The following is an 11,456-nucleotide window of genomic DNA, read 5'->3' on the forward strand; positions in this document are numbered from 1 at the left end:
GGCCTGATGGCCTCCACCGGCACGGTGGACAGCGGCCCGACGCGAATCGGCGTCGCGCTCGTCGACATGTCGACCGGGCTGTACGCCTGCGTCGGCATCCTGATGGCGCTGGCGGAACGCACGAAGTCGGGCCTCGGCCAGTTCGTGGAAGCGACCCTGTACGAGACGGGTCTGGCGATCATGCATCCGCACACATCGAACTATTTCTACAACGGCGGAAAGCCGCCGACGCGGACCGGCAACGAGCACCCCAACCTGTATCCTTACGCAGTATTCGCGGCGCGCGACGGCGACATTTTTGTCGGCGTCGGCAATGACGCCACCTATCGCAAGCTGTGCAAGGAACTCGGCAGGCCGGAACTCGGCACCGACCCGCGCTTTGCCCGCAACCGCGACCGCGTCGTCAACCGTGACAAGCTGCGCGCCGAGCTGGAAGCGATCCTGACGCAGGAAGACGGCGAGCCGCTGTGCCGGCGCCTGCTCGCGGCCGGCCTGCCCGCAGGTCCCGTGCAGTCGATCGACAAGGCGCTCACCAACTCGCACACGCTGGCGCGCGGCGATGTCATCGAGAAGGACTGGTACAAGGGCGTCGCCTCGCCGGTCCGTTTCGAACGAACCCCGGCCAGCCTGCGCCGGGTGCCGCCGAAATTCAGCGAGCATGCTTTGGAATTGCTCGGCGAGTTCGGCTACACGGCGGAGGAGATCAGCGACCTTCTCGCCAAGGGCACGGTCAGCGGCCAGGAACGCAAGCGGTAGACGGATTCTTACTTCCGACGCAGTGCACCCGGCTGCGCCCGCGGCGTGGTGTACTGCAGAGCCGGGGCCGTCCCAAACGCCGGCGTTCGTAACGGTCCGGCTCTGCGGAGCAGCGTGAAGAACGCTGCACCGCGTCCGGGACAAGTAAGGCCAGAGCTTCCCCACCGGCGCCCACTCAACTATAGGTCATGGGCACGTCATCCAGCGCGGTTTACCGCGCGCCAATGATGATGACGGCCACCGGGAGACTTTTGGATGTTCCGACCACACCTGCGCCTTGCTGCCCTGCTCGCCTCGACCCTCCTCGCCTCACCGGCCTGCGCCGTCACCGAGATCCAATGGTGGCACGCGATGACCGGCGGCAACAATGACGTCGTGGTCAAGCTCGCCGAGGAATTCAACGCCTCGCAGAGCGACTACAAGGTCGTCCCCGCCTACAAGGGCAGTTATCCCGACACCATGAATGCCGGCATCGCCGCGTTCCGCGCCGGCAACGCGCCGCATCTCATCCAAGTGTTCGAGGTCGGCACCGCCACCATGATGGCGGCGACCGGCGCGGTGAAGCCGGTCTACAAGTTGATGGCGGAGGCCGGCGAATCGTTCGACCAGCAGGCCTATCTACCGGCGATCACCGGCTACTACTCGACCTCCAAGGGCGAGATGCTGTCGTTCCCGTTCAACTCGTCCTCGATGGTGATGTGGATCAACAAGGACGCCTTGAAGAAGGCCGCCATCGCCACCATCCCGAAGACCTGGCCTGAGGTGTTCGACGACGCCAGGAAGTTGAAGGCGGCGGGTTACGCCACTTGCGGCTTCTCCACCGCCTGGGTGACCTGGGCCAATCTCGAACAATTGTCGGCCTGGCATAACCTGCCGCTGGCCAGCAAAGCCAACGGCCTCGACGGCTTCGACACCACGCTGCAATTCAACGGCCCGCTGCAGATCAAGCACCTCGAGATGCTGATCGAATTGCAGAAGGACAAGACCTACGATTATTCCGGCCGCACCAATTCCGGCGAAGGCCGCTTCACCGCCGGCGAATGCCCGATCTTCCTCAGCTCGTCCGGGCTGTTCGGTAACGTCAAGGCGCAGGCCAAGTTCGACTGGACCAACGCGCCTATGCCTTACTACCCGGACGCCGCGGGTGCGCCGCAGAATTCGATCATCGGCGGCGCCTCGCTGTGGGTGATGGGCGGAAAAACACCGGCGGAATACAAGGGCGTCGCCAAATTCCTCAGCTTCCTGTCCGACACCGACCGTCAGGTCGCGATCCACAAGGCCTCGGGCTATCTGCCGATCACCAGGGCGGCCTACGCCAAGGCCCAGGAGGACGGCTTCTACCTCAACGCGCCGTATCTGGAGACGCCGCTTTTGGAACTGACCAACAAGCCGCCGACCGAAAATTCCCGCGGCCTGCGGCTCGGCAACATGGTGCAACTGCGTGACATCTGGGCTGAGGAGATCGAATCCGCGCTGGCCGGCAAGAAGACCGCCAAGGAGGCGCTCGACACCGCGGTCTCCCGCGGCAATGCCATGCTGCGGCAGTTCGAACGCACGGTGAGCAAGTAGAGATGCGATATAAGTCTTTCAAAGATGAACTACGTCAGCAGATGAGATAGGATCGATGCCATCCCGAGCGGGGTCTTCTCCCCTCCCCCCGCACCTGCGGCGGGGAGGGGTCGGGGGTGGGGGGACTGCGCTCATGTCACGCGCAATCGATCAACGCGTCACACGCGCCCGCAGCCTGCGGCGCAATCCGACCGACGCCGAGCGCAAGCTCTGGCAACGTCTGCGCAAAATCGCGCTTGGCGATCTGCATTTCCGCCGGCAAGCCACGATCGGTCCGTATTTTGCGGACTTTGCCTGCCACGCCAATCGGCTCGTCGTTGAGATTGACGGCGGGCAGCACGCCGAGAGCGCTACCGATCGGGTTCGCACCGACTATCTCAAAGCACAGGGCTACCGGGTACTGAGGTTCTGGAACAACGAGGTGCTGGAGAATATCGACGGCGTTGTCGAAACTATCTTGAGCGCCCTGTCTATGACACCCCCCGCCCCCTCCCCGCCGCAACAGCAGGGGAAAGGGAGTTAGTCCCGCGCATGCAAAAGCAATCGGTGTTTCATTCCCCGCTGCTGCCGTTCCTGCTGATCGCCCCGCAGCTCGGCATCGTGCTGATCTTCTTCTACTGGCCGGCGCTGCAGGCGGTGTGGCAATCCTTCCTGCTGCAGGACGCGTTCGGGCTCTCGACCACATTCGTGGCTTTCGAGAACTACGCCGAGCTCTTGCAGCAGCCGGAATATTTCAACGCCATCGTCCGCACCTTCGCGTTCTCCGCGCTGACCGCCGGATCGTCGCTGTCGTTCGCGCTGCTGCTGGCGGTGATGGCCGACAAGCCGCTGCGTGGCGCGGGGCTGTATCGCACGCTGCTGATCTGGCCCTATGCGGTGGCGCCCGCGGTCGCCGGCGTGTTGTGGATGTTCATGCTGCATCCCTCGCTCGGCGTGTTGGCGCGGGGCTTGCGTAGCTTAGGCCTCGATTGGAATCCGCTGCTCAACGGCAACCACGCGGTGATCCTGATCGTGCTGGCCGCGGCCTGGAAGCAGATCTCCTACAACTTCCTGTTCTTTCTCGCCGGATTGCAGTCGATCCCGAAAAGCGTGCTGGAGGCCGCGGCGATCGACGGCGCCGGCCCGATGCGCCGGTTCTGGACCGTGACCTTTCCGCTGCTGACGCCGACCATCTTCTTCCTGATCGTGGTCAACATCGTCTACGCGTTCTTCGACACGTTCGGCATCATCGACGCGATGACCGGCGGCGGCCCGGCGAAATCCACCGAAACCCTGGTCTACAAGGTCTATCTCGACGGCTTGCTCGGCGGCAATCTCGGCTCCTCGGCGGCGCAATCGGTGCTGCTGATGGTGATCGTGATCGGGCTCACGGCGATCCAGTTCCGCTACGTCGAACGCAAGGTGACCTACTGATGCAAGCTTCACCGGTCATCAGAGCCACTGCCGATCGGCCTCGCTTGGCGCCGCGTCGTCGTTGCGCACAGCCTCCACGCGGGCCGTCCCTGCGCACGCAGGGACCCATAACCCCTGGCGTCAGAAGTGACGATACGGCCTCCGCCACGGCGCAAAAACGCGGCTCCGCGCCGTATGGGTCCCTGCGTGCGCAGGGACGACCCGGAGAAGCGCAGCACCACATCCTGACCGCAGGCGCGCGCGGGTCCATTCGAGACGCCATAGGCGGCCTCCCCGCTAGCGGGGCGAGGGAAGCAAGCCGCTATGCTCGAGAAGGTCACGGCTGATGGTCGAGCGCAAAGGCATCCGCGGCCTTGTCGCGCATCTGATCCTATGGGTCGGCATCGCCATCGTGGCGTTTCCGGTCTATCTGGCAATCGTTGCCTCGACCCAGGATGCCGCCACCATCGCCAACGGCCAGATGTCGCTGTTGCCCGGCGGGCATTTCCTTGAGACCTACACCCGGACGATTTTCGTCGGCACCTCGGGCTCGACCCGCGAGCCGGTCGGGGTGATGCTGCTCAATTCGCTGGTGATGGCGCTAGCGATCGCGATCGGCAAGATCGCGATCTCGATCCTGTCGGCCTACGCCATCGTGTATTTCCGCTTCCCGTTCCGAATGTGGCTGTTCTGGATGATCTTCATCACCTTGATGCTGCCGGTCGAGGTGCGGATCTATCCGACCTACAAGATCGCCGCCGACCTCAACATGCTGGATAGTTACGCCGGGTTGACGCTGCCGCTGATCGCCTCGGCCACCGCGACGCTGCTGTTCCGTCAGTTCTTCATGACCGTGCCGGACGAACTCCTGGAGGCGTCGCGGCTCGACGGCGCCGGGCCGTTGCGGTTTTTCTGGGATACCTTGTTGCCGCTGTCGCGCACCAATATCGCGGCGTTATTCGTCATCCTGTTCATCTACGGCTGGAATCAGTATCTGTGGCCTTTGTTGATCACCACCCGCGACGACATGCAGACCATCGTGATCGGCATCCGCAAGATGATCACCACCTCCGACGCCTTGACCGAATGGCCGATGGTGATGGCCACCGCGGTGCTGGCGATGCTGCCGCCGGTCGTGGTGGTGATCGTGATGCAGAGACTGTTCGTGCGCGGCCTGGTGGAGACGGAAAAGTGAAGGTCGCTGTCGATGTCTAACGTCACCCTGCGCAACGTGCGCAAGACCTATCCCGGCGGCGTCGAGGCCATCAAGGGCGTCGACGTCGAGATCGGCGACGGCCAGTTCTGCGTGCTGGTCGGCCCGTCGGGCTGCGGCAAGTCGACGCTGCTGCGGATGGTGGCGGGGCTCGAGACCATCACCGCGGGCGAGATCGACATCGGTGGCCGCGTCGTCAACGACATCGAGCCGGCGGATCGCGACATCGCGATGGTGTTCCAGAACTACGCGCTATATCCGCATATGAGCGTCTACAACAACATGGCCTACGGCTTGCGCAACCGCGGCATGCCGAGGCCGGAGATCGATACCAGGGTGCGCGAGGCGGCGCGGATTCTGGAAATCGCCGCGCTGCTGGAGCGCAAGCCCAGACAGCTCTCCGGCGGCCAGCGCCAGCGGGTGGCGATGGGCCGTGCCATCGTGCGACAGCCGAAAGTGTTTCTGTTCGACGAGCCGTTGTCCAACCTCGACGCCAAGCTGCGCATCGCGATGCGCGTCGAGATCCGCAAATTGCAGCGTAGGATCAACACCACCTCGATCTACGTCACCCACGACCAGCTCGAAGCGATGACGCTGGCGGATATTCTGGTGGTGATGAATGGCGGGCTGGTCGAGCAGATCGGCAATCCGCTCGAGATCTATCGCAGGCCGGCCAGCACCTTCGTCGCTTCCTTCATCGGCGCGCCGCCGATGAATCTGATCGCGCTCGGCGCCGACGAGGTCCGCGCGCAATTCGGCGGCGACGCGAGCGGCGGCACGCAAGCCGGGATTCTCGGCATCCGCCCGGAAGATCTGTCGATTGCGACCGAAGCCGCCGGCGGCGGCCTGGCACTCGATCTCACCGTGGATGCGATCGAGCGGGTTGGCCCGGAGACCTTCGTGTACGGCGCGCGCGCTCGCCACGGCGAACCCGCAATCAGCGCCCGACCCGGCGAACTGCCGCCGGGCGAAGTGATCGTGCGGGTGCCGGGCCAGATCGCGCCGACGGTCGGCGAACGGATCAGGGTGACGGCGGCGCCTGAAAAGCTGCATCTGTTCAGCGCCGATGGCCGCCGCCGGATCGATCCATGACCGCGGCCTGGCCGCCTTAGCCGGCCGTTCGGGGTGCTTGAACAGCCCGGAGTGATGCCCATATTGTGCAGTGACCGGAGGGCAGTCCGCCATCCGGCCGACTCTCAGGGCGCCGCAAGGGCCCTGAACTCAAAGTCGCTTCGAGAGGGCTTTGTAAGAAAATGTCTCGTGTTCCGACGTTATCCAGTCCGTTCCTGCTGGGATTCGACGAAATCGAGCGTGCGCTCGATCGCGTCGTCAAGGGCGCCGACGGCTATCCTCCCTACAACATCGAGCGTTGCGACCGCTGCAACGGGGAGCCCGAAAAGCTCCAGATCACGCTCGCTGTCGCCGGCTTCACCCGCGACCAACTCGATGTCACCATTGAGGAAAACCAGCTGGTTATCCGCGGCCGGCAGCAGGACGACAAGACCCGGCAATACATCCATCGCGGCATCGCCGCGCGCCACTTCCAGCGCACCTTCGTGCTGGCGGAGGGGATGCAGGTGCTGGGTGCGGATCTGAAGAACGGGTTGTTGTCGATCGACCTCGCCCGGCCCGAGCCGGAACGGGTCGTTAAGACAATCGCTATCAATGAACACGAATAATGGAACGAGTAGCGGACTCGACCGCTTGATAGACCAAAGGAGTCGAGACCATGACTGCAGTGAATGTCGTTGAACATGTCGACGTCTCCACCGAGGCGCTGGCGACCCTAGGCGAAGGCCATATCGCTTATGTGAAGCAGATCCGATCCGAAGACGTGCCGAGCCTGTTTCCGCAGGCGCCGCGGATTGCGCCGGGCTTGAAGCTGTTCGCGCTGCATTCGGCCGACGGCACGCCGATCATGCTGACCGATAGCCGGGAAGCGGCCATTGCCAATGCCTGGAGCCAGGAATTGCAGGCCGTCAGCGTCCACTGACGCGCACCGCGCCGCGACCTCATCGCGAGCGATCCTCAAGCGAGTTTTTACGCGGGCTGTCCGGTGATGCCGGACGGCCCGCGGTTTTTTTGACCCGATCTCGCGAGTGCCGCCGCGAGCTATGGCCGCCGACGATTGCAGGATGCGTGCTGACGGGGCAAAGTCGAACACAGACCTCCGTCGCCGCCCGGCGGCCGATGGACACGGGCACAACGCCTGCTTGGAGCGCGGCGACCACCCAGCCGGAATGTTAGATGTTTGCGATTCCCCGCCGCTACAGCCACTTCGTGTTTGGCGTCCTGCAATCCGGCCTGACCTGCGCGATCGCCGCCGCAATCGCCAGCCTGCCGCTGACCGGCGCCGCGGCGTTTCTGCGGCATTGGCTGCAGTCCTGGCTGCTGTCCTGGATCGTAATGCTGCCAGTGGTGCTATTCGCCGCCCCTGCGATCCGCCGGCTGACGCAGTTTTTGACCGAGGACGAAGCCTGAGCCGGCTTGCCTGCGCCGCCATGCGATGGCCGATCGCGAGGCGTGTCGGGTCTGTTGCGGCGACGTCCGCTACCTGGCTCACGCGGTCAGGTGGCTGACCAGGATATTGCCGCCGATCGCGATCAGCCCGAGGCCGCCCGCCAGTTCGGCCCAGCGGCCGGTGCGTTCGCCGATCAGACCGCCGACCCGCAGGCCGATCAGCGTCAGCACGAAGGTGACGACGCCGATCACGAACAGCGTCAGCGGAATGTTGTCGCCGAACAGCGCCAGCGTCAGCCCCACCGCGGTGGCGTCGATGCTGGTGCCGAGCGCGGTGGCGAGCACGGCGGCCCAGCTCGGCGTCGGCTGCGACGCGGACACCGCCTCGGGATGAAAGCTGCGCCAGATCATCCGCAGGCCGAGCCCGGCCAGAACGATGAAAGCCAGCCAGTGATCATAGCCCTCGATGGTGTCGGCAAACTGCTTGCCGAGCAGATAGCCGATCAGCGGCGCCAGCCCCTCCAGCGTGCCGAAGCCGAGCGCGATCGCCGCGCTGCGCAACCACGACAAGTTGGGAAACCGCACGCCCTTGGCGAGCGAGGCGGCAAAGGCATCGGTCGACAGGCTGAAGGCAAGGATGGCGATCTGAAACATCTCGGTCCCGGTTGTGGCGACAACGCGCATCGGTCGGCCGCGGCCGCTAAGGCGTCGAGTTTGCAAGGATCAACCCCTCGCTTGCTGGTAGTAGAGCGGTGAACGAAAGACCGGCGTTACGCCGCGGTCGCCGGCGGCAGCGCCAGCACCGAGTAGATCGCCTGGGCGTCGCGCGAGGCGCGCAACTTCTTGGCAACGTCGAGATCGCGCAGCAACCGCGCGATGCGGGCCAGCGCCTTCAGGTGATCGGCGCCGGCCCCCTCCGGGGCCAGCAGGAGAAACACCAGGTCGACCGGCTGGCCGTCCATCGCCTCGAAATCGATCGGCCGCTCCAGCCGCGCGAACAGCCCGAACAATTTGTCGAGCTTGGGCAGCTTGCCATGCGGGATCGCCACCCCGTAGCCGACCGCGGTGGTGCCGAGTTTTTCACGCTGCAGCAGCACCTCGAAGATCGCGCGCTCGTTTTGGCCGGTCAGCGCCGCGGCCCGCGCCGCCAGTTCCTGCAACGCCTGCTTCTTGCTATTGACTTTCAACGCCGGGAGAACGGCCTCGGGCGCGACCAGATCGGTAATCGTCATGAAGCGTTCCGAGGATGATTTACCGTCAGTGTGAAATAGGCGTGAGGTAGGCTGGGTCAAGCAGAAGCGCAGAGGCAGGCGGACACGCGATCGCTTCGCCGGTCGTGAACGCTCCTGAAATCATCGTGCTGGTGCAGTCTAGCACCAGTATCGGCCGGCGCAAAACGCCCGCCGCCGGGGCGAGGCCCTCGAAGGCGGCGGACCATAGGGAGCGTCCCGCGGGGCGTCAATGGCGATCTGGAGCGGTCACTGCCGGCGGATCGACCCAGCCGACATTGCCATCCGGCCGCCGATAGATGATGTTGACCCGGCCGCTGCTGCCATGGAGAAACACCACCACCGGCGCCCCGGTGAGGTCCAATTCCATCACCGCTTCCGAGACCGACAGCCGCTTCAGCGAGGTGGTCGCCTCGGCGATGATGACGGCGTTGAAACCGCCATCGGCGATCTCGGTCTCGGCATCCGGCGCCTCGATGACGTAGCTCGGCGCATCCAGCGTCGAGCTGCCGAGTTCGGCCACCGCGGCGGCGGCGGCGTGAATCTTCCGCGCCGAGCGATCCTTCAGCCGGCTCTTGTAACGGCGCAGCCGCTTTTCGATCTGCAGCAGCGCCTGGTCGGCGCTGGCATAGGCGTCGGCGGCGTTGGATTCCGCTTCCAGCGTGATGCCGGAGTCGAGGTGCAGCGCACAATCGGTGCGGAAGCCGAAGCCATCCTTGCTGAAGGTGATGTGGCCGGAATAGTTGCCATCGAAATACTTGCGCAGCACCTCGTCGGTGCGCTCGCTGACGCGGCCGCGTAGCGCTTCGCCGACACTGATGCTCTTGCCGGAGACCCGAATGGTCATGTCATGCCTCGATTCGTCTTAGAGGGAGGTACAGTTTCAGGAGGAATGAACTCAATCAAGCCGGTGCAATGTCGCGGGCCCGGTCTGCCGTGGTTGCCGGCGCTGTGAGTGCATTTCCAAGCATGCTTTGCTTGTCTCGGCGACGCTGGACGGAGGAGGGAATCCGCATCGCTTCACGATACTTGGCGACGGTGCGGCGCGCGATGTCAATACCAGCCTCGCGCAGTTTTTCGACGATGGTGTCGTCGGACAGAATAATCGCCGGGTTTTCCCCATCGATCAGTTGCTTGATGTGGTGGCGGACGGCTTCCGCCGAATGCGCCTCGCCGCCATCGGCCGACGCAATGGATGCAGTGAAGAAGTATTTCAATTCGAAGATGCCGCGATTGGTCGCCATATACTTGTTGGCGGTCACCCGCGACACCGTCGACTCATGCATCTGAATGGCATCTGCGACGGCCTTGAGGTTGAGCGGCCGCAGATGCGCGACGCCCTGGGTGAAAAAGCCGTCCTGCTGGCGCACGATCTCGGTGGAGACCTTGAGGATGGTGCGGGCGCGCTGATCGAGCGCGCGCACCAGCCAGGTGGCGTTCTGCAGGCAATCGGTGAAATAGGCCTTGTCGCCGTCCTTGCGGATCGTCTTCGACAGCTCGGAATAATACACTTGGTTAACCAGAACCTTCGGCAGCGTCTCGCTGTTCAGTTCGACTTGCCAGCCGCCGTCCGGCCCCGGCCGGACATAGACGTCGGGCACCACCGTCTGCACCCGGGCCGAGCCGAATTTCAGCCCCGGCTTCGGATCGAGATGGCGGATCTCGCCGATCATGTCGGCCAAATCCTCGTCGTCGACGCCGCAGATCCGGCGCAACGCGCCGATGTCGCGCTTGGCCAACAGGTCGAGATGCTCGACCAATGCCTGCATCGCCGGATCGTAACGGTCGCGATCGCGCAGCTGGATCGCCAGGCATTCGCTGAGATTGCGCGCGCAGACCCCGGCGGGATCGAATTTCTGCAGCACCGCGACCACCGCCTCGACCTGCTCGGTGCTGGCGCCGAGCCGTTCGGCGGCGTCGCCAAGGTCCGGCGGCAGATAGCCGGCGTCGTCGACCAGGTCGATGAGGTATTGCCCGATCAGCGGCTGCTTGGGGTCGGTGAAAGCCACCGCCAGCTGTTCGGCGAGATGGCTGCCCAGCGTGACCTCGGCGGCGACGAAGGCTTCCAGATTGTAGCCGTCGTCGTTCGACGAGCCGCCGCCCCATTCGGTGAAGGCGGTGGGCGCTGCGTCCTGCGCGGTGCGCGCCGCGGCCTCGGCGGGCTCTTCGGAAAACACGTTGTCGAGCCCGGTGTCGAGGGTCTGTTCGATCTCGGCGCGACTGCCGAGGTCGCGCTGCATCCAGTCCTCGGCGGAGGCCTCGAAGCCGTCGCCGCCGACGCGCTCGGAATAGTCCGAGGCGTCCGCGCCGGCGTCATCACCCGACGCCGAACCGGACTCGTCGCGGTCGGAAAATTCGGCGCGCTCCGGCGCGGGCTCGCCCGGCACCGGCGGTTCGCCGTTCTCGTTGGCGCGGTCGAGCAGCGGGTTCCGCTCGAGCTCGTCCTCGACGAAGCTGGCGAGGTCGAGATTCGACAATTGCAGCAGCTTGATCGCCTGCATCAGCTGCGGCGTCATCACCAGCGATTGCGACTGGCGGAATTCTAAGCGTTGGGTCAGTGCCATGGAGGCAGCCGTTCGAGATTGGTCCGTTTCTTGCTTAGCGCTTTATTGGACCGATGTACACGGCTTGACGAATGCGAAATTCGGAGTATGGGGGCCGCCGCCAAAGCATAGGCGACCTGCAGGGGGCCGCCGCTAGATGTGGAGCCTCAACAGGTTGTCCTCGGACAGACCGAGGCGACTGATGGGTGTTTGTGATTTTATCCCACCGTGTGGCCGATGCCAGTTGTATCTATGCAGCCAGACCGGCAGTTCGAGGGCGCGGCGTTGTGAGGT

General features: G+C 64.5%; 13 protein-coding genes and 1 pseudogene. 9 read left to right on the forward strand and 5 right to left on the reverse strand.

All coding sequences use genetic code 11. The features are described from left to right. From VGC77_RS07555 to VGC77_RS07595, 9 genes are all read left to right on the forward strand, one after another. A partial coding sequence (locus tag VGC77_RS07555; RefSeq protein ID WP_331170959.1) for a CaiB/BaiF CoA-transferase family protein occupies positions 1-756 on the forward strand: 756 nt, incomplete at its 5' end. Between the two features lie 255 nt (positions 757-1,011). Beyond that, positions 1,012-2,325, forward strand: a complete 1,314-nt coding sequence (gene ugpB, locus VGC77_RS07560; protein WP_331170960.1) for a sn-glycerol-3-phosphate ABC transporter substrate-binding protein UgpB — start codon at positions 1,012-1,014, stop codon at positions 2,323-2,325. 133 nt (positions 2,326-2,458) lie between these two features. Next, positions 2,459-2,848 (forward strand): endonuclease domain-containing protein, encoded by a 390-nt coding sequence (locus tag VGC77_RS07565; RefSeq protein ID WP_331170961.1) that lies wholly within the window; start codon positions 2,459-2,461, stop codon positions 2,846-2,848. An 8-nt stretch (positions 2,849-2,856) separates the two neighbouring features. After that, a complete protein-coding gene (ugpA, locus tag VGC77_RS07570) occupies positions 2,857-3,738 on the forward strand; it encodes a sn-glycerol-3-phosphate ABC transporter permease UgpA (protein WP_331170962.1) in 882 nt (293 codons plus the stop codon). Between the two features lie 325 nt (positions 3,739-4,063). Further along, on the forward strand, positions 4,064-4,912 hold the full coding sequence (ugpE, locus tag VGC77_RS07575; protein WP_331170963.1) for a sn-glycerol-3-phosphate ABC transporter permease UgpE: 849 nt from the start codon (positions 4,064-4,066) through the stop codon (positions 4,910-4,912). Between the two features lie 12 nt (positions 4,913-4,924). Further along, positions 4,925-6,022, forward strand: a complete 1,098-nt coding sequence (locus VGC77_RS07580) for a sn-glycerol-3-phosphate import ATP-binding protein UgpC (RefSeq protein WP_331170964.1) — start codon at positions 4,925-4,927, stop codon at positions 6,020-6,022. Between the two features lie 161 nt (positions 6,023-6,183). Further along, entirely contained in the window at positions 6,184-6,609 is a 426-nt protein-coding gene (locus VGC77_RS07585; RefSeq protein ID WP_184261521.1) for an Hsp20 family protein, read from the forward strand. Between the two features lie 50 nt (positions 6,610-6,659). After that, entirely contained in the window at positions 6,660-6,923 is a 264-nt protein-coding gene (locus tag VGC77_RS07590) for a DUF1150 domain-containing protein (protein ID WP_331170965.1), read from the forward strand. 254 nt (positions 6,924-7,177) lie between these two features. Beyond that, positions 7,178-7,411 carry a DUF2798 domain-containing protein gene (locus tag VGC77_RS07595; RefSeq protein WP_331170966.1) on the forward strand — a complete coding sequence of 78 codons (234 nt, stop codon included), beginning with the start codon at positions 7,178-7,180 and terminating at the stop codon, positions 7,409-7,411. Positions 7,412-7,489: 78 nt separating this feature from the next. Here VGC77_RS07595 and VGC77_RS07600 read toward each other — a convergent pair whose 3' ends face one another. The 5 genes and pseudogenes from VGC77_RS07600 to VGC77_RS07620 all read right to left on the reverse strand — a co-directional run. Next, a complete protein-coding gene (locus VGC77_RS07600) occupies positions 7,490-8,044 on the reverse strand; it encodes a manganese efflux pump MntP family protein (RefSeq protein WP_331170967.1) in 555 nt (184 codons plus the stop codon). Between the two features lie 116 nt (positions 8,045-8,160). After that, the gene (ptsN, locus tag VGC77_RS07605) at positions 8,161-8,622 is read right to left on the reverse strand and encodes a PTS IIA-like nitrogen regulatory protein PtsN (protein ID WP_331170968.1); all 462 of its coding nucleotides are present in this window, start codon (positions 8,620-8,622) and stop codon (positions 8,161-8,163) included. A 226-nt stretch (positions 8,623-8,848) separates the two neighbouring features. After that, positions 8,849-9,466 (reverse strand): ribosome hibernation-promoting factor, HPF/YfiA family, encoded by a 618-nt coding sequence (hpf, locus tag VGC77_RS07610; RefSeq protein WP_331170969.1) that lies wholly within the window; start codon positions 9,464-9,466, stop codon positions 8,849-8,851. 55 nt (positions 9,467-9,521) lie between these two features. Beyond that, positions 9,522-11,183, reverse strand: a complete 1,662-nt coding sequence (rpoN, locus tag VGC77_RS07615; protein WP_331170970.1) for an RNA polymerase factor sigma-54 — start codon at positions 11,181-11,183, stop codon at positions 9,522-9,524. Between the two features lie 132 nt (positions 11,184-11,315). Beyond that, a pseudogene (locus VGC77_RS07620) lies at positions 11,316-11,456 on the reverse strand (IS481 family transposase); the annotation flags it as partial.

Origin of the sequence: Rhodopseudomonas sp. (assembly GCF_036404135.1) — a bacterium.
In the GTDB taxonomy this organism is placed as follows: Bacteria; Pseudomonadota; Alphaproteobacteria; order Rhizobiales; family Xanthobacteraceae; genus Rhodopseudomonas_A.

Coding starts and splice junctions, on each gene's coding strand:
- ugpB (WP_331170960.1), top strand. CDS start 1,012: ATGTTCCGACCACACCTGCGCCTTGCTGCCCTGCTCGCCTCGACCCTC.
- VGC77_RS07565 (WP_331170961.1), top strand. CDS start 2,459: ATGTCACGCGCAATCGATCAACGCGTCACACGCGCCCGCAGCCTGCGG.
- ugpA (WP_331170962.1), top strand. CDS start 2,857: ATGCAAAAGCAATCGGTGTTTCATTCCCCGCTGCTGCCGTTCCTGCTG.
- ugpE (WP_331170963.1), top strand. CDS start 4,064: ATGGTCGAGCGCAAAGGCATCCGCGGCCTTGTCGCGCATCTGATCCTA.
- VGC77_RS07580 (WP_331170964.1), top strand. CDS start 4,925: ATGTCTAACGTCACCCTGCGCAACGTGCGCAAGACCTATCCCGGCGGC.
- VGC77_RS07585 (WP_184261521.1), top strand. CDS start 6,184: ATGTCTCGTGTTCCGACGTTATCCAGTCCGTTCCTGCTGGGATTCGAC.
- VGC77_RS07590 (WP_331170965.1), top strand. CDS start 6,660: ATGACTGCAGTGAATGTCGTTGAACATGTCGACGTCTCCACCGAGGCG.
- VGC77_RS07595 (WP_331170966.1), top strand. CDS start 7,178: ATGTTTGCGATTCCCCGCCGCTACAGCCACTTCGTGTTTGGCGTCCTG.
- VGC77_RS07600 (WP_331170967.1), bottom strand. CDS start 8,044: ATGTTTCAGATCGCCATCCTTGCCTTCAGCCTGTCGACCGATGCCTTT.
- ptsN (WP_331170968.1), bottom strand. CDS start 8,622: ATGACGATTACCGATCTGGTCGCGCCCGAGGCCGTTCTCCCGGCGTTG.
- hpf (WP_331170969.1), bottom strand. CDS start 9,466: ATGACCATTCGGGTCTCCGGCAAGAGCATCAGTGTCGGCGAAGCGCTA.
- rpoN (WP_331170970.1), bottom strand. CDS start 11,183: ATGGCACTGACCCAACGCTTAGAATTCCGCCAGTCGCAATCGCTGGTG.